A 20,172-nucleotide genomic window follows, 5' to 3' on the forward strand; every position below is an offset into this window, starting at 1 on the left:
GTCACACGACGCGCAGCGCGAGGATCACGATCTCGTCCCACACCCGCCCGCCGGAGAAGGCGTGCCGGTCCTCCTCGACGGCCTTGACCACGGTCGCGGGCGCCTGCCCCGCGCAGCGCGCCAGCACGTCCGCCAGGCGGGTCTCGCCGTAGGCCTCCCCCTGGTCGTTCTGCGAGGCGACCAGCCCGTCGGAGTAGAACACCAGCGTCTGGCCCGAGGTCAGCGTGATCTCCTCGTTGAGGATCTCCGCCTCCGGCGCGATGCCGAGCGGCACGCCGCCCCCCGCGGTGAAGCGCACCCCGCCGTCGGCCTGCAGCAGCGCCGCCGGATGGTGCCCTGCCCCGGCCAGCACGATCCTGCGGGCCCTGACGAAGCCCGCCACGGCCATCACGAACATCCCGCTGTTCTGCGCCACCAGCGCGTGGTTCAGCCTGCGCATGGCCTCGACGGGGTCGGACTCCCACACGCTCAGCACCCGCAGCCCGTTGCGCACCATGGCGGTGACGGAGGCGGCCTCCTCGCCCTTGCCCGCCGCGCCCCCGAGCGCGAAGCCCCACCCGTCCCGCACCGGGAAGACGTCGTAGAACTCGGCGCCGACCTGGCTCGACCCGGCGTGGTAGATCGCCGCCGCCTCGACGCCGGGGATGTCCGGCAGACTCCTGGGCACCACGCTGGCGCGCAGCGCGTCGGCCGCCTGGGACCGGGTCTGGAAACTGCGCCTGGCGCGCAGCGCGAGCCCCAGGTGGGCGCCGATCTCCTCCATCAGCCCCAGGTCGGCCAGGGAGAACGGCTCCCGGTCGCGCAGCCGTACCAGAGTGAGGGCACCCAGCGCGCCCGCCTCGCCCTGGATCGGCACGACCAGCAGTGACGCCGCGCCCATGACCCGCAGCAGCGGCGGCCCGCCGGGGACCTCGCCGATCAGCGAGTCGTCCTCAAGCATCTCGTGGACCACGCCGGAGCCCCCGGTGAGCACGTGGGCCACCGCGGGCGCCGTCAGCGGCGTCATCCCCTCGACGAGGCGGACCAGCTCGGTCACCGGCTTGTCGCTCGGCCCGAGCACGACCGCGCGCCTGGGCACGCCGTCGCGAACCACGTCGGCGATCACCCAGTCGGCGGTCTCCGCGGCCAGCAGCCGCGCCGCCCTGGTGACGGTCACCGGCTGGCGCAGGCTCTCCTCGTCGAGCAGCAGCCGGGTCATCCTGGCCAGCAGCTCCTGGCGGCGCGCGGCGGCCATGACCAGCGAGGCGTCCGAGCGGTCGACAGGGCCGGGAGGGTCACCCGCGACCTGCGCCTCAAGCGGCAGGACCACGATCGCGATCATCTCCTGCGGCTCCCCGGGCATGGTCAGCCGGGTGATGGCCAGCTGCACCGTGTGCGCCCTGCCCTGGTGGGCCAGCCGGGTCTGGAACGTCGTGCTCTGGCCTCCCTGCTGGACGGCCGTCAGGTGCGAGCGGAAGGCCGCCCGCCGCGAGACGTCGACCAGCAGCGGGAAGGAACGCCCGATCAGGTAACCGGCCGGGCTGCCCAGCATCCGCGAGGTCTCCGCGCTGATCCGCCTGACCACCCCCGAGGAGTCGAGCACGACCACCGGGACCGGGAAGGTGCGGAAGACCTGCCGCAGCAGTTTGAGCTCCCGCTGTGAGCCGCTCTCCCGCTCTCCGGAGCGTTTGGGCGCCTTGCGCAACTCACGAAGGGCTGATTCGAGCAGTTCACGGGCGGTGTCGAGCTCCGCCAGCGCCGCGTCGAGTGTGGACCGGGGGTCGGCGGGGTAGGCGGACCTCGCCTCGCGCAGGGAGGAGACCCTGGAGGAGAGCGCGCGTAGCGCCTGCTCCAGCGTGTTGAGGCCAATGGCGTCGGTCAATGCTCGTCCTCGTCGGCGGCCGGGGACCGGGCGGCCCCGTCGTAGACGGTACGTCACCCGGCGGGGTCGGAAGGATGCGCGGTCGGATAGTGCTTAAGTTAGCGAAACAGAGAGGGGGGCTCGTGCCATGGACATGGTGACTCCCGTTCTCGCCCGAGACCTCGCGGCCCTCGGCAGGGTCAGCGAGGAGACGTCGAGCGAGAGCGTGCTGCGCGGACTGACCGCGACGCTCGCGGGCGGGGTCCCCGGATGCGCGGGCGGCTCGGCCGAGCTGTGGCGGCGGGAGCGCGTTGTCGTCTCCGCCTCGCACAGCGAGCTCATCGTGCTCGTCGACAGCGAGAACGATCTGGGGGAGGGCCCCTCGGCGGAGGCCCGCGAGACCGGGCGCCCGGTGATCGTCCAGGACGTCCTGCGTGACTCCCGCTGGCCCGGCTACGCCGGGATGGCGGTCCGCTGCGGCGTCCGCACGGTCCTGTCCATGCCGATCACCGTCGAGCACTCCATCCTGGTCCTCGGCCTGTACGGCGTGCGCCCCGGCGTGTTCGCGGCCAGGAACGTCCCCCCGCTCGCGGACATGCTCGCCGAGCAGGTGACCGTGGCGCTGGCCAACGTGTGGGACTACGACGAGGTCAGGACGGACGCGGCGCAGATGCAGGAGGCGCTGGCGGGCCGGGCGGTCATCGACCAGGCCAAGGGCATCATCATGAAGTCCAGCGGCTGCTCGGCGGAGGCCGCCTTCGACGAGCTGCGCAGGATCTCCCAGCACCACCAGGTGAAGGTTGCCGACCTGGCCAGGCTGCTGGTCGACGAGCACCAGCGCAACCAGGCGGGCAGGGCGGACACAGCGGACACGGCGTGAGCCGTACTGGCCGGCGCGGGGGACAGGGCGCCGGTCGGGGGTCAGCCGAAGGCGGCCAGCGCGTCGTCGATCGTGTCGTAGAGCGGCAGCCGCTGGGCCAGTCCGGTGATCCACATCACCTTGGTCTTGGCGTACTCGACGCCGATGAGCGCGAACCTGGCCTCGGCGTTCGTGCTGAGCTGCCAGTGATGGACGATCAGCCCGAGGGCCCGGGAGTCCATGAAGGTCACCCCGCCGAGGTCCAGCGCCATCTCGGGACCGTGCTCGCTAACCTCGGCGGCGAGGTACTCGGCGAACTGGTCCCTGGTCGTCGCGTCGAGCAGACCGGTTACCCGGATCACGTTGATTCCGCCGACCAACTCCGACGTCAGGGTCAGTGCCGCCGCTCTCTCGCCGTTCTCCGACACCGTCACTCAGGTCCTCCTAGCCTTTCGATTAGCAACCTTACTGTTACCTGCAAGCGAGCAATACTCCCGGAATCGGGGTAATACTAGAACCGAGGTCCAGCAGAGGGCCTCGCCTCGAAAAGTGGTCGAGGCGATGCCGTCTGCCCGGACGCTGTTCCGCGTGTGGTGTCGCCCCGACAGTCCCACCAGGGAGCAGCGATGTCTGTCCAGGCCCTCGAAATCACCGACCTGACCGCTGAGGACCTTCTCGCCGAGATGGCTCTGCCCGAGGTCTCCGGTTACCGCGCCGAGCGGCTGCGCGAGCGCCTCGTCGAGATGCACCGGCCCCTCGCCATGGAGATCGCCCGTCGTTACCGCTACCGCGGCGAGCCGCTTGAGGACCTCCTGCAGGCCGCCTACGTCGGGTTGATGAAGGCGATCAACGGCTTCGACGCCAGCCTCGGTCACGCCTTCCGCGGCTACGCGGTGGTCACGATGACCGGCGAGGTCAAGCGGCACTTCCGCGACCGCACCTGGGCGATCCGGGTGCCGCGTGTCTACCAGGAGCGCAGGGCCGAGCTGAACCGGCTGGTCGCCGACCTCAGCCAGGACCTCGGCCGCTCCCCGACGGTCGCCGAGCTGGCGGCGAAGATGAACATCTCCGAGGAGGACGTCCTGCTCACCCTGGACGCCTCGGCCGCCTACAGCGCGCTGTCCCTGGACGCGCCGCTCGGCACCGACGACGACGCCGCGGCGCTCGGCGACGTCATCCCCGACCAGGACGACGCCGTGGGCATGCTCGTCGACCGCGAGGCCGTCATGCCGCTGATCGACAAGCTGCCGCAGCGGGAGAAGAACATCCTGCTGCTGCGCTTCTTCGGGAACATGACCCAGGCGGAGATCGCGGCCGAGTTTGGAATCTCCCAGATGCACGTTTCCCGTATCCTGCGAAAGGTGCTGGACCAGCTTCGGGCCGACCTGGTCGCCGAATGCTGAATACACCGGCCCTCATCGGGCACCCAAACCGGCGACGGAGCGATGTGGCATAGGGTGCGGTTGAAATGATCCCCAGGTGCTGAGAGCGATGGCGCGGTGGGACAGGGGAGGCGGATCTCGCGTGAACGAGGACGGTGTTCGTCCGGCTCGCTTTCTGGCGAGCGGCGACCGTTCCCGGCTTCCCCCCGCCGGAGCCCCCGTGGCGGAACTGGCCTTCTGCCTGCCCGATCTGCCTGATGTGCGAGACTTCGCCGAGGCGCACGCCGTACAGGGCGGGATGACGCGGGAGAGACTGGCCGACTTCCTCGTGGCGGTGAACGAGGTGGCGACCAACGCCGTCACCCACGGTCACCCCACCGCGAAGGCCGTGATGCGGATCTGGTGCGTGGGCCGCACCCTCGTCGTCGAGGTGCACGACGAGGGCCACTGGGACCCCGAGACGCCACCCGGTGAGACGCCCCCCGCCCCCTTCGCCACCAGTGGCATGGGCCTGTGGGTGGCCCGGATGGTCAGCTCCGACATCAGGTTCGAGACCGGGGCCGCGGGCACGTTCATCACGATGTTCTTCAAGGTCTGAAGTAGTTTTTCGGGGTACGCCCGATTCATGACTGATTTCGCCCGCATTCTGATCGTCGGCGGCGGATACGTAGGCATGTACACCGCGCTACGGCTCCAGCGGAGGCTCCGCAGGGGCGAGGCCCACATCACACTGGTCGACGCCGACTCGTACATGACCTACCAGCCGTTCCTGCCGGAGGCGGCGGCGGGCAACGTCGAGCCGCGACACGTCGTCGTCCCCCTGCGCCGGGTCCTCGGCGGCTGCCGGATCCTCAACGGCTGGGTGGTCGGTGTCGATCCCCACGCCAGGACGGTCGATTTGCGACCGCACGGCGGCCCGGGACGCGTCCTGGGATACGACCTGCTGGTCTTCGCGCCGGGCTCGGTCTCCAGGACCCTGCCCATCCCGGGCCTCGCCGAGTGCGGGATCGGCTTCAAGACCCTCGAAGAGGCCATCCACCTGCGCAACCACGTGCTGGCCCAGCTCGACCTCGCCGACTCGACCACCGACCCCGCGATCCGCGCCAGGGCGCTGACCTTCGTGTTCGTCGGCGCGGGCTTCGCCGGGGTCGAGGCGCTCGCCGAGCTTGAGGACATGGCCCGCGACGCGTGCGCCTACTATCCGACGATCGAGCCGGGCCACATGCGTTGGCTCCTGGTCGAGGCGACCGACCGCATCCTGCCCGAGGTCGGCCCCGAGATGGGCCGCTGGACCCTCGAACAGCTGCGTGCCAGGGGAATCGACGTACGGACCGGGACCCGCCTGCTGTCGGCGCTCGGCGGCCACCTCGTCCTCGACGACGGCGCCGAGTTCGTCACCGACACCCTCGTGTGGACCGCCGGGGTCAGGCCGCACCCGCTGGTGCGCGACAGCGGCCTGCCGCTGGACGGAGGCGGACGGGTGAGGGCGACGGCCGAACTGACCGTCGAGGGGTTCGGGAACGTCTTCACGGCGGGCGACTGCGCCGCCGTACCCGACCTGACCAAACCGGGGGAGACCTGCGCCCCCAACGCGCAGAACGCCGTACGGCAGGCGCGTGTCCTGGCGGACAACGTGCTGGCCACGCTCAGGGGGAGGCCGCTGCGGCCCTACCGGCACGCCTACGCCGGGGCCGTCGCAGGACTGGGGCTGCACCAGGGCGTGGCGCAGATCCGCGGCCACAAGGTGCGGGGGCTGCCCGCCTGGTTCATGCACCGCACCTACCACCTGTCCCAGGTCCCGACGCTGAACAAGAAGGTGCGGATCCTGGTCGACTGGACGCTCGCGCTGTTCTTCCGCAGGGAGATCGTCTCGCTCGGGCAGCTCAGCGACCCCCGCGCGGAGTTCGAGCGCGCGGTCAGGGCCGAGAGGGAGAACGTGCCGGAGCCCGTGACCCTCAGGTGACCTGAGGGACCACGGGCTCTGGTTTTCTTGGGCGGGTCTCAGCGCCTGCGGCGCCAGCTCCCGCCGGTTCCGCTGCGGACGCCCGCCGTTCCCACCCCGGCCTGATGGAGGGCGAGGAGCAGCAGGCCGCCCAGGATGAACGTGGTGCCGGTGATGCCACCGATCCTGGTGTTGATCAGGTCGAGAAGCAGCCCCAGGCCGAAGACGACGGCGGCGGCTATCGCGAGCATGCGTCATCTCCTCTCGGTGGGGAGGCCGGTCGCGCTTCCCGAGGTCAGGTCGAGGAGGCGGTCGAGCAGCGCGCGGTAGTCCCGCAGGGCCGTACGCAGCCCCTCGGTGTCGCCGCCCTCGGCGTCCTGCCAGCGGTTCCGCAGCCCGGAGGCGCGGGCCTCAAGCGCGGCGCGCAGCTGGTCGCCGACCTCGGTGACGAGGGAGTCGGCACGCTCGACCGAGTCGCGGGGGTCGTCCACGAAGCTCGCCTGGACCTCCTGCCAGCGACGCCGTACCTCGTCGGGGTCCTGGTCGAACAGCCCCTCGTTCGCGGGGGCCTCCGCCGGGGTGGCGCGCACGTCGGCGGTCGGGAGGTCGCCCTCCGAGGAGAGGTCGGCCGGGTGGGCCGGATCCGGCACGTCACGATCGTCGTACGCCCGGTCGGACTCGTCGTACGCCCGGTCGGCGAGCGGGTTCCGGTGGCCTACGAGTGTCTGGTCGTCGAGGGGCTCGCGGTGGTCTTCGGGCGTCTGGGGCTCCCGGAAGGCGGGAGTGGCCTCTTCTGCGCGCTGGGAGGGCACGTCCGTCCTCTCAGCGGGGCCGCCGTGGACGAGACGGTCCTGGTCGTTTCCTGTTCGGTCTGTCATCTCGGATCACTGTCCTCGCGCGTCACGTCGGGTGGTCCGTTCCTGGGGTGTCTCCGCGCGGCCCGGACCGTCCGGCCGCGAGGAGTGGTCGCCGTCAGGCACTTCGAGCAGTTCCTCGAACAGGACGCGGTAGTGCACCATCGCCTGCCTGAGTTCCTCGGTCGAGGCCTCCTGGTGTGCGGCTCTGCCGCTGATCACGTGGGCCTGCCGGTAGTGGTCGAGGGTACGGCCGTGCGCGACCGACAGGTCGGACAGCCGCTGCTCGAAGTTCTCGGTCGGGTATCCCCGCTCCGCCATCACCGAGGTCACCAGGTGGTCGGCCTCGGTCACGGCGAACCCGGGAGCGTCGACGAAGCGCTCCTGGACCTCCATCCACTTCCTGACGTAGCCTTCGCGGACCTGCGGGGCGAGCGGACGGATTTCGAGGCCGCTGAAACGCTGCTCACGGGCCAGAAGCTCCTGCTCGGCCTCGCGCCGATTGTCACGTTCCCGCACGGTTCGGTCGTATTCGGGGCCGAATCGATCACGAAGTCGGTGCCGGCGCCGCTGCTGCAGTACGGCGGCGCCGACTGCGATGACCGCCACCACCGCGACCACGATCACGACCACCCAGATCACGGTGGACATGTCTGCCTCCGGTTGTGTAAGCGTCTGTCCCCGTGCGCTGCCCCAGGGGTTCGCTCCGAAACCGGTCGTCGTGGTTTGTGATTAGCGGCCGAAAACGCGTTTTATGCGGATTTGTCGGGTAGATGAAGGCGTTTCATCCGGCTCGTTCGGCCGCGAGAGCCGGGTGTCAGGGGGCCTGCCGGACGTCAGAGGCCTGGGGCCGCGACGGGTCCGGGGCCTCTGAGGGGTCGTCCGGGTCTTGCGAGGTCTCGGCGGCGTCGAGGGGTCGTGAGGGGTCGGCGGCAGCGTCGAGGGCGGCACGGGCCTCGGCCGCGAGCCGTCCGACAAGTGAGCCTTCCGGCGGCGCGGGCACCTCGGTGAAGCCCGTCTGCGGGTCGTAGGCGACGTCCAGCCCCGCCGCGACCAGCCGGTCCGCCCAGCGCAGCGCCGTGTTGCGCTTCTCCACGGGGATCGCGCGCCCCTGAGTGATCGACGAGAGGTTGCGCAGGTTCGTCGCGGGCCCGGACTGGTTGTGCGCGCGCTCCAGCTTCCACGGGATGGCCCGCGAGTGGTCGAGCATCGGCTTCGACAGACCCGCGGCCCGCTTGGCCTGGAGGATCCCCGACTCACTCACCCCGAAGTGGACCGCGAGCTCCGCATTGGACAACCCCCGCCCGGCCAGCCGCCGCAACTCCCCCTGGTCGATCAACGCCTTCCGTCCCACCCGCAGCCCGTCCCTCACCCGTCCACACGTGCCTTGTGCGCGACCCCCTCAACCTGAGGTAGGCTACTCCACGTCCAGCTCGCAGAGCCAAGGACACAATTTGGTCCATAGGGCCAAAAACCGGGACGTAGCGCAGCTTGGTAGCGCACTTGACTGGGGGTCAAGGGGTCGCAGGTTCAAATCCTGTCGTCCCGACCAGGTTTTCACTGGTCAGCGAGGGTGTCTCCTAAACAGGAGGCGCCCTTTTCGCGTTCCGCGGTACTTGCTGAGGCACTAAGAGTCTCGCCCGGCTCTCTTCTCGTCTTCACCGTGCGGCCATTGCCTCATGTTCATCCGAAACCGTGAGCGGCCGGGCCGTACGGTCCGGTGGGGTGTCTGGTTTCCTCCTGTTCGCACCGTGTGGTGCCGTATGCCGTTGACAGACTGAGGATCCCTCAGGTTAACTGTGCGGCGGGCGTAAGCTGAGGGTACCTCAGTATGTCTCCCTTTTGGTGCCCGCGTTGATCCCTGTGAAGGAGAGGACCGTTGGCCGAGGCAATCGCGGTCTCCGTGCATGACACCGTTCCCGTCTGGCGCGGTGACACCGCGGGCGAGGCGCTGCGCCGTTCCCTCGACCTGGCCCGGGCCGCGGAGGCACTGGGGTACCGGCGCTACTGGGTGGCCGAGCATCACAGCACACCGGCCCTGGCGACCTCGAGTCCGGCGGTGCTCGCCGGGTCCATCCTCGCGGCGACCTCGACCATCCGCGTCGGCTCGGGAGCGGTGCTGCTGCCCAACCACTCGCCGTACGTGGTCGCCGAGCAGTTCGGCGTGCTGGCCGGGCTCCACCCGGGCCGGGTCGATCTCGGCGTCGGCCGCGCCGCGGGTGGCTCCCCGGAGACCGCCGCCCGCCTGGGCGACCCGCGCGGACTCGCCTTCCCCGACGCGCTGCGCGAACTTGGCGAGTACTTCGCCGGGGGCAGCGGCGGCGTCCGGGCCATCCCCGAGCCCACCACGCCGCCCGAGATCTGGCTGGTCGGATCGAGCGCGGGCAGCGCCGCGAACGCCGGGCGCCTCGGCCTGCCGTACGTGTACGCGCACGCGATCGTGGGAGGTGGGGCGCCGGAGGCGCTTGAGGCCTACCGGCGTGCCTTCAGACCCTCACCGGCCCTGGCCGAGCCGTACGCCTGCGTGGCGGTGATCGCCGTCGTCAACGATGATGACGAGCGCGCCGAGAGGCTGGCCGCCTCCTTCGTCTACGGGCAGATCCTGATGCGCACGGTCGATCCGGCGACGGTGCTGCCGACCGAGGAGGAGACGGCCGCGCACCGCTTCACCCCCGACGAGGCGCGGTTCCTGCGGAGCAGGATCGATCCCCAGTTCGTCGGGAGCCCCGAGCGCGTGGCGCCCCGCCTCGGCGCCTTCCTGCGCGACACCCGCCCTGACGAGCTGTTCGTGCTCACCCAGGTGCCCGACCACGGGGCCAGGATCCGCTCCTACGAACTGGTCGCCGGGATCGTGTCGTCCCTCCAGCCCTCAGGGGCGGGCGTCGCCTGACCGTCCGAGTTCGACGCCGCTTCGGAACCGGCGAACACCGCAGGAACTTCGCAAGGAACAGGATGAGGATGGGTGCTGCTCTGAGGCCCGCGACCACAACCCCCGCCGCCTGGGCGGGAGCCGTACTGCTGCTGGCTCTCGTCGCCGCCTGCTCACCGGGAACGGCCGGTACGGCGGGCAGCGGGACCGGGGACGCCTCGCCCCGCGCCGGGGGCACGCTGCGGCTGGCGGTCGAGAAGGAACCGGAGTGCCTCGACCCCCACCAGAGCCCGACCGAGTCCGCCAGGCTGCTCACCCGGCCCATCGTCGACTCGCTGGTCTACCAGGACCCGCAGGGGAAGTTCCACCCCTGGCTGGCCAGGGAGTGGAAGGTCTCGGCGGACAAACTGACCTACACCTTCCGGCTGCGCGAGGGCGTCACCTTCACCGACGGCCAGCGGTTCGACGCGGCGGCGGTCGTCGCCAACCTCGACCACGTTGTCGATCCGAAGACCAAGTCGCTGCTCGCGGGCAGTCTACTCGCGGCCTACCGGTCGTCGAAGGCGCTCGACCCGCTGACGGCCGAGGTGACGCTGAAACGCCCCGACTCCGGATTCCTGGCCGCGCTGGCCCAGCCCAACCTCGGCATCGAGTCGCCCATCACGCTCAAGGGCCCGGCGTCGAAACTGTGCGCCGTCGTCGTCGGTACCGGCCCCTTCAAATCCGAGACCGGCTTCACCTCGCAGAAGGGCATCGACTACGTCAGGAACCCGGCCTACGCCTGGGCGCCCGAGGGGACGAAGAGCGGCCCCGTGCCGCTCGACCGCATCGAAGTCACGGTCGTGCCGGACAACTCCGCCAGGCTCGGCGCGCTCACCAGCGGCCAGGTCGACGCGGTGACCGGCCTCGCCCCGGCGAGCGTCGGCACGCTGAAGAGCACCCCCGGCTTCACCCTGCACACGACGCGTTTCCCCGGCGCCAACTACAGCTACTGGCCGAACACCGAGAAGGGGCCGCTGAGCGACGTCAACGTGCGCAGGGCGCTGCGGGCGGGCGTCGACTGGCGGCAGATCGTGAAGAACGTCTACTTCGGTGTGTACGACGGCGCCCAGGGCCCGCTGTCGGCCAGTACTCCGGGGTTCGACGGCTCACTCGCCCCGGCCTACGGACACGACCCGGCCGAGGCGAACCGGCTGCTCGACCAGGCCGGATGGACGGGACGGGACGCCGCGGGATACCGGACAAAGGACGGCAAGCGCCTCACGCTGCGCCACATGTGGTCGGACCCGTCGGTGAGCAATCTCGCCGTGCAGATCCAGGCCGCGGCAAAACGGCTCGGCGTCGAGATCGTCGAGGAGAACCTCGACGGCGGCACCTTCGTCAACCGCCTGCTGGCCGGGGACTACGAACTGATCGACACCAGTTTCTCCGCGCCCGGCCCCGACGTGCTGCGGGTGCTGTTCTCCGCGGAGAACATCCCCACGCCCGAACGCGGGATCAGCAACAACATGGCCCGCTACGACGACCCGCGGACCGAGGACGCCCTCAAACGGGCGCTCGACGCCGCGAGCCAGTCCGAGCAGTTCGGCGTCTACGCCGAGGTGCAGCGGCGGATCACCGAGGACGCCGCGGTGCTGCCCATCTACTCGCCCCTGTCCGTCGTCGCGGCTCGCGACGGCGTCCGCGACGTACGGTTCAACGTCGACGGATCGCCCGACCTGTCCGGCGTATGGCTGGCGTCCTGAGGATGCGGGAGGCCGCGGCGCCAGGCCGGTCCGGTACGGCACGCGGAGCACTCGTCCGCCTCGTGCTGGTCCGCCTGGCCGCCTCCTTCGCGGTGCTCTGGGGGGCGGTGACGGCGACGTTCGTCCTGCTGCAGGTCATGCCGGGCAGCACCGCCGACGTCCTGCTCGCGCGCTCCTCGGTCACCCCCGCGATCCGGGCCCGCCTTGTCGCGGAGTACGGCCTCGACGATCCGCTGCCCGTGCAGTACCTCACCTATCTCGGCCGGATCGCGCGCGGCGAGTTCGGCGAGTCGTACGTGCTGCGCAGGCCGGTGTGGGACGAGATCGCCGCCCAGCTCCCCGACACGCTGCTGCTGGTGGCCACGACCCTGCTCGTCACAGTCGTCGTGTCGGTCCTGGCCGGGCTGTTGAGCGTGAACCGCAGGGCGTGGGTGCGCTCGCTGTTCGCCGCGGCCGAGTCGCTGGTCGTGGCCCTGCCCCCGTTCTGGCTCGGACTGCTGCTGCTGACCGTCTTCTCCTTCACCCTGCACTGGTTCCCGGCCATCGGGTCCTCCTCCCCGGCGGGCCTGGTGCTGCCGACCGTGGCGCTGGCCGCGGGACCGGCGGCGGTGGTCGCCGGGGTGCTGCGGGAGGGGCTGCTGCGCGCGATGGAGGAGCCGTTCGTGGTGACCGCCCGCGCCCGGGGCATCGGCGAGGCCGCGCTGCGCCTGCGGCACGTGCTGCGCCACGCCCTGCTGCCCGTCACCACGCTGCTCGGCTGGATCGCCGGTTCCCTGATCGGTGGCGCGGTCATCATCGAGATCGTCTTCTCCCGGCAGGGGATCGGACGCCTGGCCCTGTCCGCCGTGGCGAACAAGGACATGCCCGTGGTCGTCGCGGTCGTCCTGGTCACGGCGGTCGCGTTCGTGCTGCTGACCATCACGGTCGACATCCTCACCTGGGTGATCGATCCCAGGACACGGGACGCGGGAAGGTAGCCGGTGCCCAGAAGCCTGTGGCCGTGGACGGCCGTGCTGGTGCTGCTGGCCGCCATGGCGGCGTTCCCCTCGCTGTTCACCGGCGCCGATCCGGACGCGGCCGACCTGGAGGCGGTCCTGCGTCCGCCGGGCGCCGAACACTGGCTCGGCACGGACCAGAACGGCCGCGACCTCTACGCCAGGATCGTGTACGGCGCCAGGCCCTCCCTGCTCATCGGGACCGGGGCGGTCCTGCTGGCGCTCGTGGCCGGCGTCGCCGTGGGGGTGGCCGCAGCCCAACTCGGCCGGATCGCCGACCAGGTCCTCAGCCGCTCGCTCGACGTGATCCTGTCCGTCCCCGGCCTGCTGCTGGTCTTCCTCGTCGTCGCCGTGCTCGGTCCGGGGAGCGGCTCGGCCGCGGTCGGCCTCGCGGTGGTCTCCGTGCCGGGCTTCGCCCGGGTGGCGCGCGCCGAGGTGATCCGCCTGCGCGCCGCGCAGTACGTCGAGGCCGCCCACGGCTTCGGCTGGTCACGGGCCCAGGTGGTCGCCAGGCACGTGCTGCCGAACGCGGCGGGCCCGTTTCTCGCGCTGGCGACCGTCAGCCTGGGCGCGATGATCGTCGCGAGCTCCTCGCTCAGTTTCGTGGGGCTCGGCCCCCGCCCGCCCACCGCCGAGTGGGGCGCCATGCTCGCCGACAGCAGGGAGTTCCTCGCGCTCGCCTGGTGGCCCGGCGTGTTCCCCGGGATCGCCGTCACCGTCGCGGTGCTGGCCGTCACGCTCGTCGGACAGCACCTCAACCGCCGCGTCGAACGGAGACTGCCGTGACGGCCGAAGACCCCCTCGTCGCCGTGCGGGACCTCACGGTGCGCTTCCCCGTCCGGCGCGGCGAGGTCGAGGCGGTGCGGGGCGTCTCGTTCCGGATCGGCCGGGGCCAGATCGTCGCGATCGTCGGGGAGTCGGGGTCGGGCAAGAGCGTCACGGCCCGCAGCCTCGTCGGCCTCGCGGGGGAGGGCGCCCACGTCGCCGCCACCGAGCTGGCCTTCGACGGGATCGACCTGCGTGCCGTACGGGGCCGGGGATGGCGGGCGGTGCGCGGACGCCGGGTGGGGTTCGTCCTGCAGGACGCGCTGGGATCGCTGGACCCGTTGCGCAGGGTCGGCGCCGAGGTGGCCGAGCCGCTGCGTGCCCACGGCGTCGTCCCGGCGCGCGAGGTGGACGCCGAGGTCGTGCGGCTGCTCGGCGAGGCGGGGATCCCCGCCCCTGAGGGCCGGGCCAGGCAGTACCCCCACCAGCTTTCCGGCGGGCTGCGCCAGCGCGCGCTCATCGCCTCGGCGCTGGCCGCGCGGCCCGACCTGCTGATCGCCGACGAGCCGACGACGGCCCTGGACGCGACAGTGCAGCGGCAGGTCCTCGGGCTGCTGCGCGAGCGCGTCGGCCACGGCACCGCGGTGCTGCTCATCAGCCACGACCTCGGCGTGGTCGCGGAGATCGCCGACCACGTGTACGTGATGAAGGACGGGCTGTTCGTCGAGGACGGCCCGGCCGCGCGGGTGCTGGAGTCGCCGTCGCACCCCTACACGAGGACCCTGGTCGGTGCGGCCCTCGGGCGTGCGGCGCGTCCGAGGGTCACGCCGGGTGGGAGCCCTCGCGAGGTGCTCCGGGCCGAGGGACTGGTCAAGGAGTTCACCCTGCCGGGCAGGGGCGCGTTCACCGCGGTCGAGGACGTGTCGGTCACGGTCAGGGCGGGGGAGACCCTCGGCGTGGTCGGCGAGTCCGGCTCGGGCAAGACCACCCTCGGGCGGCTGCTCATGGGCCTGCTCGACCCCGACGCCGGACGCGTGCTGCTGGACGGGCGGCCGTGGGACGGGCTGCGCGGCCACGCCAGACGGACCGCCAGGCGCGGGGTGCAGATGATCTACCAGCATCCGCTGTCGTCCTTCGACCCCCGCTACACGGCGCGGCAGATCCTGGAGGAGCCGCTGCGGGCGGCGGGGACGGCGGGGCGGGAGCGCGCCGTGCGGGTGGCGCGGGTGCTTGAGCACGTCGGCCTGTCCCCGGCCGTGCTCGACCGGCACGCGAGAGAACTGTCAGGAGGGCAGCGGCAACGCCTCGCGATCGCCCGCGCCCTCGCCCCGGAGCCGCAGGTCATCGTCTGCGACGAGCCGGTCTCCGCGCTCGACGCGTCCATCCAGGCCCAGGTTCTGGACGTGCTCGCCGACGTCCAGGAACGGCTCGGCGTGGCGTACGTGTTCATCTCCCACGACCTCGGTGTCATCCGCGGGCTGAGCCACCGGGTGGTGGTGATGAAGGACGGCCGGGTGGTGGAGAGCGGGGAAACGCGACGGGTTCTCGACCACCCGGCACATCCGTACACGAGAGCGCTTCTCGACGCGGTTCCCCGCTTCGCGGTTCGTGGGCGGCTCCGAAGCCGGGCTTGACGCGGGCCCCGCCGTACCCACGGATTCCTTGTTGGTTTGTTGGCCTTTGCTCCGCCTACACGGGGAGCACGGGCCGCGTGGTGATGCCCTCCAGCATCAGGCGCAGCAGGCGCGGGCTGCCGTCCCTGCCGGAGGTGGCCTGCTCGCGCACCCAGGCGGCGGCGCCCATGAGGTCGAACAGCTCGTCGGGGGTGAGGTCGGCGCGCACGCAGCCCGCCGTCTGGGCGGCGCGCAGCAGGTCGGCGCCGCTGCGGTGCATGGCGGCGCACATGGCGTGCGAGGGCGTTCCCTCGTCGTACATGCTCTGGGTGAGGATGCCGACGAGGCCGCGGAAGGTGCTGAAGTGCACCACGGCCTCACGCATCCACTCGGTCAGCGCGTCGAGCGGGTCCCGGTCGGCGGCCAGCCGCCCGGCCTGGGCGACGAGGTTCTCCAGGCCGTCGCGGGTGGTGGCCTCGACGAGTGAGGCGCGGGTGGGGAAGTGCCGGTACAGCGTGCCGATCGCCACCCCGGCCTGGCTCGCGATCTCCTCAAGGGAGGCGTCGGAGCCCGAGGCCTCGAACGCCTTGCGGGCCGCGGCGAGGATGGCGTCGTAGTTGCGCTGTCCGTCGGCCCTCTTCGGGCGCTGGGCGATGTAGGCCCTGTCGTCCACGTCTACCTCCCGCTTGACAACCTGAGGATCCCTCAGTTTGAATGCTGGCAATTAACCTGAGACTACCTCAGTATAGCCGTGCCCATTAACCTGAGGGTGCCTCACTATGCACTCTCCACCGGTGAACCGTGGAGGTTCCATGACCCAGGAAAGCGTCCCCGCCGACATCTCAGGAGGTGAGCGCGCATGGGCCCTCGTGCTCACGGCGATCGTCGGGGCCGAGTTCATGCTCCAGCTCGACGGCACGATCGTGAACGTCGCGCTTCCCGCGCTGCAGTCCGATCTCCACCTGTCGGTCACCGGAGGGTCGTGGGTGCCGAACGGCTTCCTCCTCGCCTTCGGCGGCCTGCTGCTGTTCGCGGGCCGCCTCGGCGACGCGCTGGGACACCGCAGGGTCTTCCTCGCGGGCATCGGGCTGGTCGTGGTGGCCTCGCTGGTCGCCGGTCTCGCGTCGAACCTGGAGGTGCTGCTCGTCGGCCGGGTCCTGCAGGGCGCGGGCGCGGCGATCGCCGGTCCCACCGGCCTGGCGCTGCTCGCGATCGTCTTCCAGGGAGAACGGCAGCAGCGGGCCTTCGGCCTCTACTCCACCGTGACCGGCCTCGGCGCCTCGGCCGGGATGGTGCTGGGCGGGGTGCTGACCTGGGTGGGGGACTGGCGCTGGAGCCTGCTGGTGAACGTGCCGATCGGGCTGGTCCTCATCGCGATCACCGTCCGGGCGCTGGGCCTGCGTGACGAGACGACCCGCTCCCGCTCGCTCGGGCTGCCCAGCGCGCTGCTGAGCACCGCCGCCCTCACCACCGCCGTGTACGGCCTCGTCCACGCCGCCGAGAGCGGCTGGGGCGACCGCTGGACCCTGACGGCCCTCGGCGCCGCGGTCGTGCTGGTCGTCGTGCTGCTCCTGGTCGACCGGCGGGCCGCGGAACCGCTGCTGCCCGTCGCGGTCCTCACCGGGCGGGACCGGGTCGGCGCCTTCCTGAGCCTGTTGCTGCTCGCGGCGGTCCTCACCGGCTTCCTGATCTATCTGGTCCAGTATCTGCAGGGGGTGCTCGGCTTCAACGCGCTGCAGAGCGGACTGGCCATCCTGCCCTTCGGCCTGGCGCTGCTGGCCACCACCCAGCTTCTCACCGGGCGCATCGCCGCGTTCGGCCTCAAGACGCGGGCGGTCGCCGGTCTCGTGGTCGTATTGGCCGGGGTCGCCTGGCTGACCCGCCTCGACGGCGGCAGCTCCTACGCGAGCGGCGTGCTCCCGGCCCTCGTGGTCATGGGACTGGGCGTCGGCGTGGCGATCATCCCGCTCAACATGATCGTGCTGACCACGGCTCCCAGCGAGTACGCCGGGGTCACGGCGGGGGTGCTGCAGACGGCCCTCACCGTCGGCGGCTCGCTCGGCCTGGCCATCATGCTGATCCCGCTCACCCAGGGCACCGGGGACATCGCCCACACGATCTCGTCGGTCTTCGTCTGGGCCGGTGGCGCCCTGGTCGCCGCGCTGCTCCTCTCCCTGGCCTTCTGGGCCCGCCCGGGAACCGGGAAGGCCGCGGAGCGGTAAAGGCGGGCGTTCTGGCGGGTAAAACTCGGGGAACGGCCTTGGTTTGGAAAAGTCGGCGGGCATAACTCCGGGGAGGAGACGGAGGGTGGCTGTCATGGGGGAGCGGGTGTTCGAGGATCGGCGGGACGCGGGGCGGGTGCTCGCGGGGTTCCTGGAGCACTACCGGGACCGGCCCGACGTGGTCGTTCTGGGGCTGCCGCGTGGGGGTGTGCCCGTCGCCTACGAGATCGCCGTGGCCCTCGGGGCGCCGCTCGACGTCTTCGTCGTCCGCAAGCTGGGGGTCCCCGGCCACGAGGAGCTGGCGATGGGGGCGATCGCCGGGGGCGGGGTCGTCGTGCTCAACGAGGACATCGTCCGCGGGGCGGGGGTGTGGCCGGACACGCTGCGGGAGGTGACCGCGGACGAGCGCAAGGAGCTGGTCAGGCGGGAGCGGGCCTACCGGGAGGGCCGTCCCCCGCCCGACCTCATGGGCAGGACCGTCGTCGTGGTGGACGACGGGCTGGCGACCGGGGCGACCATGCGCGCCGCCGTGGCGGCGCTGCGCCGTCACGAGCCCGCGGGGATCGTGGTCGCCGTCCCCACCGCGTCCGAGCAGGCCGTCCGGGAGCTGAGCGCGCTGGCCGACCAGGTGGTCTGCGCCTCGACCCCGCCCCTCTTCACGGCGGTCGGATTCTCCTACCGGGACTTCGAGCAGACGACGGACGAGGAGGTGCGGGACCTCCTGCGCGCCGCGGCCGCCAGGCGGGTGCGGGCGTGACAGGACGGCGGGAGGAGGAACGGTGAACGCGGTCAGGATGAACCTGGAGCGGCTGGAGATCCCGGCCGCGGACGTCGTGCTCGAAGCCGACGTCGTAGTGCCGAGACCCGCCGAAGGGGTTGTGCTCTTCGCGCACGGCAGCGGCAGCAGCCGTCACAGCCCCCGCAACCGTTACGTGGCGGGCGAACTCAGGAGGGCGGGCCTCGGGACCGTCCTCGTGGACCTGCTCACCCCCCTTGAGGAGGAGGCCGACGCCAGGACGGGGGAGTTCCGCTTCGACGTCGGCAGGCTGGCCGTACGGCTGGCGGCGCTGGCGACGTGGCTGTCGCGGCACGAGCCGACGGCGGGACTGCGCGTGGGGTTCTTCGGCGCGAGCACGGGGGCGGCCGCCGCGCTCGCCGCGACCGCGGCCAAGCCCGGGCTGGTCAAGGCTGTCGTCTCCAGGGGCGGACGTCCCGACCTGGCCGGTGAGGCGCTCACGGAGGTCCGGGCGCCCACGCTGCTCATCGTCGGGGAGCGCGACGAGGCCGTCATCGAGCTCAACCGCGAGGCGCTCGCGCGGCTGCCGGGACAGACGCGGCTTGAGATCGTGCCGGGGGCAACCCATCTCTTCGAGGAGCCGGGAGCGCTGGAGCGGGTCGCGGCCCTGGCCGGGGACTGGTTCCTGGGTCACCTGCCGAAGAACCCACCGGCAGGTGGCTGATCAGGCGGGGAAGGTCGAGGTCGCCAGGCCGCCGAAGTCGAGGACGTGCGCGGTGCCGTTGACGCCCCTGGCGGCGGGCGAGGCCAGGTAGAGGATCGCGCGGGCGACGTCCTGGGGGCGCAGCACCGGGCAGTCGAGCTCGTCGAAGGCGTCGCCCAGGTCGCCCCTGGCCATCGGGGTGTCCACGATGCTCGGGCAGACGCAGTTGACCCGGATGCCGTCGGCCGCGAAGTCCACGGCCAGTGCCTTGGTGAGCATCAGGACGCCGCCCTTGGAGGCGCAGTAGGCGGCCATGCCGGGGGCGGCGACGAAGCTGGAGTCGGAGGCGACGAACACGATCGCGGGGAAGACGCTCCCGGCGAGCGCGGGCGCGGCGTGCTTGGCCAGCAGGAACTGCCCGGTGAGGTTGACCTCCAGGGTCCTGGCGAAGTCGTCGCGCGCCGTCTCTCGCGCGTTCGTGCCCATGGGTCCTGAGATCCCCGCGCAGCCGACGGCGACGTCCAGGCGGGCCGGGATCGCGGAGCGCACGGCCTCCTCGTCGGTGACGTCCCCCTGGACCCAGGTGACGTCCAGGCCCTCGGGGCGGGGTGCCCGGTCCAGGACCGTCACGGTCGCGCCCTCGGCGAGGAGGGCGTCCACGGTCGCGCGGCCTATCCCGCTGGCTCCGCCGGTGACCAGGGCGGAAAGGCCGGACAGTCCGAGATCCATCACAGGCTCCTTGCTATGTGCCGAAATATCGGATATTTCGCCCTGCGACGCGTGGGCCGGGCAATTCATTTGCCTCCGTACGATAGATGGGGGCCGGGTGTGGCACAAGTCGTGCATCCGGGGCATCCCGGGGGCGACGTGGCGTTTTGCCGGGGAGTCCGACCCGTTACGCCTTGCTCCCCACCGCCGCCCTGAAATATTGTTCGGGACCAAATCCTTGATGTCCGGATATTTCCGGCAGATGGTCGAGACCCCGGAAAGAGCCCGGGGTGAGCATGATCGTAGGCTGGAGCGGAACAGTGAGGGAGCACCACACCGAGATGACGGGACACCACACCCTGCGCAGCACCGAGGAGGCCGTCGGCGACCGGCTTGGCGGGCTCAACCTCGACTTCGAGGCGATGTGGGCCGTCTCCAACATCTACCGGGCCTCGACCGCGATCCGTAACCACCTCGAACAGACCGTGCTCCGCGACACCGGCCTCACCTGGACCGGGTTCGTCGTCATGTGGGTCGTGTGGATCTGGGGCGAGAGCGAGACCCGGCACGTCGCCAAGGAGGCGGGCATCGCCAAGGGCACCCTCACCGGCGTCCTGAAGACCCTGGAGTCCCACCGTTACGTACGGCGCGCGCCCAACCCCGCCGACAGGCGCCGGGTGATGGTCACCCTGACCTCCTCGGGCGAGCGCCTGATGCGCACCCTCTTCCCGCAGTTCAACCAGGAGGAGGCCTTCGTCGTCAAGGAGCTCGACAGCCAGCGCCGCCGCGCCCTGGCCGCGAGCCTGCGCGTGGTCGTCCAGCACCTGGAGGGCACCGTACGCCCCTGAGCCAAAAAGGCTCAGTACGCCCCTGACCCCGCCCGGCCGGGGCGCATGAGGCCGGGCGGGGGACCACGGGCCCCGGGGCACCGGAGCCGTG

General features: G+C 71.5%; 21 protein-coding genes and 1 tRNA gene. 14 read left to right on the forward strand and 8 right to left on the reverse strand.

Annotation, left to right across the window (positions count from 1 at the left end; translation table 11 throughout):
- Position 1: 1 nt before the first annotated feature.
- The gene (locus tag FHS44_RS31760) at positions 2–1,861 is read right to left on the reverse strand and encodes a SpoIIE family protein phosphatase (RefSeq protein ID WP_184721446.1); all 1,860 of its coding nucleotides are present in this window, start codon (positions 1,859–1,861) and stop codon (positions 2–4) included.
- 127 nt (positions 1,862–1,988) lie between these two features.
- Between FHS44_RS31760 and FHS44_RS31765 the strand changes: the two genes are divergently transcribed.
- The gene (locus FHS44_RS31765) at positions 1,989–2,720 is read left to right on the forward strand and encodes an ANTAR domain-containing response regulator (protein ID WP_184721448.1); all 732 of its coding nucleotides are present in this window, start codon (positions 1,989–1,991) and stop codon (positions 2,718–2,720) included.
- A gap of 41 nt (positions 2,721–2,761) precedes the next feature.
- Here the strand turns inward: FHS44_RS31765 and FHS44_RS31770 are convergent, their stop codons facing one another.
- Entirely contained in the window at positions 2,762–3,133 is a 372-nt protein-coding gene (locus FHS44_RS31770; RefSeq protein ID WP_184721450.1) for an STAS domain-containing protein, read from the reverse strand.
- A 192-nt stretch (positions 3,134–3,325) separates the two neighbouring features.
- Here FHS44_RS31770 and FHS44_RS31775 point away from each other — a divergent pair, with 192 nt between their 5' ends.
- From FHS44_RS31775 to FHS44_RS31785, 3 genes are all read left to right on the forward strand, one after another.
- A complete protein-coding gene (locus FHS44_RS31775; RefSeq protein WP_184721451.1) occupies positions 3,326–4,102 on the forward strand; it encodes a SigB/SigF/SigG family RNA polymerase sigma factor in 777 nt (258 codons plus the stop codon).
- Positions 4,103–4,301: 199 nt separating this feature from the next.
- Positions 4,302–4,679 carry an ATP-binding protein gene (locus FHS44_RS31780; protein ID WP_312863888.1) on the forward strand — a complete coding sequence of 126 codons (378 nt, stop codon included), beginning with the start codon at positions 4,302–4,304 and terminating at the stop codon, positions 4,677–4,679.
- Positions 4,680–4,706: 27 nt separating this feature from the next.
- Positions 4,707–6,044 carry an NAD(P)/FAD-dependent oxidoreductase gene (locus tag FHS44_RS31785; RefSeq protein WP_184721455.1) on the forward strand — a complete coding sequence of 446 codons (1,338 nt, stop codon included), beginning with the start codon at positions 4,707–4,709 and terminating at the stop codon, positions 6,042–6,044.
- Between the two features lie 38 nt (positions 6,045–6,082).
- Here the strand turns inward: FHS44_RS31785 and FHS44_RS31790 are convergent, their stop codons facing one another.
- From FHS44_RS31790 to FHS44_RS31805, 4 genes are all read right to left on the reverse strand, one after another.
- A complete protein-coding gene (locus FHS44_RS31790; protein ID WP_184721457.1) occupies positions 6,083–6,274 on the reverse strand; it encodes a hypothetical protein in 192 nt (63 codons plus the stop codon).
- Between the two features lie 3 nt (positions 6,275–6,277).
- Positions 6,278–6,901 (reverse strand): hypothetical protein, encoded by a 624-nt coding sequence (locus FHS44_RS31795; protein WP_184721459.1) that lies wholly within the window; start codon positions 6,899–6,901, stop codon positions 6,278–6,280.
- Positions 6,902–6,907: 6 nt separating this feature from the next.
- Entirely contained in the window at positions 6,908–7,528 is a 621-nt protein-coding gene (locus FHS44_RS31800; protein ID WP_184721461.1) for a hypothetical protein, read from the reverse strand.
- A 166-nt stretch (positions 7,529–7,694) separates the two neighbouring features.
- On the reverse strand, positions 7,695–8,249 hold the full coding sequence (locus FHS44_RS31805) for a hypothetical protein (RefSeq protein ID WP_312863889.1): 555 nt from the start codon (positions 8,247–8,249) through the stop codon (positions 7,695–7,697).
- 103 nt (positions 8,250–8,352) lie between these two features.
- Between FHS44_RS31805 and FHS44_RS31810 the strand changes: the two genes are divergently transcribed.
- The 6 genes from FHS44_RS31810 (at position 8,353) to FHS44_RS31835 (ending at position 14,885) form a co-directional block, all read left to right on the forward strand.
- A tRNA-Pro gene (locus FHS44_RS31810) sits at positions 8,353–8,429 on the forward strand.
- Between the two features lie 327 nt (positions 8,430–8,756).
- Positions 8,757–9,767, forward strand: a complete 1,011-nt coding sequence (locus tag FHS44_RS31815; RefSeq protein ID WP_221461528.1) for an LLM class flavin-dependent oxidoreductase — start codon at positions 8,757–8,759, stop codon at positions 9,765–9,767.
- A 68-nt stretch (positions 9,768–9,835) separates the two neighbouring features.
- A complete protein-coding gene (locus tag FHS44_RS31820) occupies positions 9,836–11,491 on the forward strand; it encodes an ABC transporter substrate-binding protein (protein WP_184721463.1) in 1,656 nt (551 codons plus the stop codon).
- Positions 11,476–12,468 (forward strand): ABC transporter permease, encoded by a 993-nt coding sequence (locus FHS44_RS31825; RefSeq protein ID WP_184721465.1) that lies wholly within the window; start codon positions 11,476–11,478, stop codon positions 12,466–12,468. Before FHS44_RS31820 ends, FHS44_RS31825 begins: the two co-directional genes overlap by 16 nt.
- Before the next feature lie 3 nt (positions 12,469–12,471).
- Positions 12,472–13,272, forward strand: a complete 801-nt coding sequence (locus FHS44_RS31830; RefSeq protein WP_221461529.1) for an ABC transporter permease — start codon at positions 12,472–12,474, stop codon at positions 13,270–13,272.
- On the forward strand, positions 13,269–14,885 hold the full coding sequence (locus FHS44_RS31835) for a dipeptide ABC transporter ATP-binding protein (protein WP_184721468.1): 1,617 nt from the start codon (positions 13,269–13,271) through the stop codon (positions 14,883–14,885). Before FHS44_RS31830 ends, FHS44_RS31835 begins: the two co-directional genes overlap by 4 nt.
- A 55-nt stretch (positions 14,886–14,940) precedes the next feature.
- Here the strand turns inward: FHS44_RS31835 and FHS44_RS31840 are convergent, their stop codons facing one another.
- The gene (locus FHS44_RS31840) at positions 14,941–15,537 is read right to left on the reverse strand and encodes a TetR/AcrR family transcriptional regulator (protein WP_184721470.1); all 597 of its coding nucleotides are present in this window, start codon (positions 15,535–15,537) and stop codon (positions 14,941–14,943) included.
- A gap of 139 nt (positions 15,538–15,676) precedes the next feature.
- Between FHS44_RS31840 and FHS44_RS31845 the strand changes: the two genes are divergently transcribed.
- The 3 genes from FHS44_RS31845 to FHS44_RS31855 all read left to right on the forward strand — a co-directional run bounded on the left by FHS44_RS31845 (position 15,677) and on the right by FHS44_RS31855 (position 18,546).
- Complete coding sequence (locus FHS44_RS31845) at positions 15,677–17,086, forward strand: MFS transporter (protein WP_184721472.1); 1,410 nt, start codon at positions 15,677–15,679, stop codon at positions 17,084–17,086.
- Positions 17,087–17,180: 94 nt separating this feature from the next.
- Positions 17,181–17,843 carry a phosphoribosyltransferase gene (locus FHS44_RS31850; protein ID WP_184721661.1) on the forward strand — a complete coding sequence of 221 codons (663 nt, stop codon included), beginning with the start codon at positions 17,181–17,183 and terminating at the stop codon, positions 17,841–17,843.
- 22 nt (positions 17,844–17,865) lie between these two features.
- Positions 17,866–18,546 (forward strand): dienelactone hydrolase family protein, encoded by a 681-nt coding sequence (locus FHS44_RS31855; RefSeq protein WP_312863890.1) that lies wholly within the window; start codon positions 17,866–17,868, stop codon positions 18,544–18,546.
- Here the strand turns inward: FHS44_RS31855 and FHS44_RS31860 are convergent, their stop codons facing one another.
- Positions 18,547–19,254, reverse strand: coding sequence for an SDR family NAD(P)-dependent oxidoreductase (locus tag FHS44_RS31860; RefSeq protein WP_184721474.1), 708 nt, complete (start codon positions 19,252–19,254; stop codon positions 18,547–18,549).
- Between the two features lie 275 nt (positions 19,255–19,529).
- Here FHS44_RS31860 and FHS44_RS31865 point away from each other — a divergent pair, with 275 nt between their 5' ends.
- On the forward strand, positions 19,530–20,081 hold the full coding sequence (locus FHS44_RS31865) for a MarR family winged helix-turn-helix transcriptional regulator (protein ID WP_246436410.1): 552 nt from the start codon (positions 19,530–19,532) through the stop codon (positions 20,079–20,081).
- Positions 20,082–20,172: the final 91 nt, after the last annotated feature.

This window comes from Streptosporangium saharense (genome assembly GCF_014203715.1).
In the GTDB taxonomy this organism is placed as follows: Bacteria; Actinomycetota; Actinomycetes; order Streptosporangiales; family Streptosporangiaceae; genus Streptosporangium; species Streptosporangium saharense.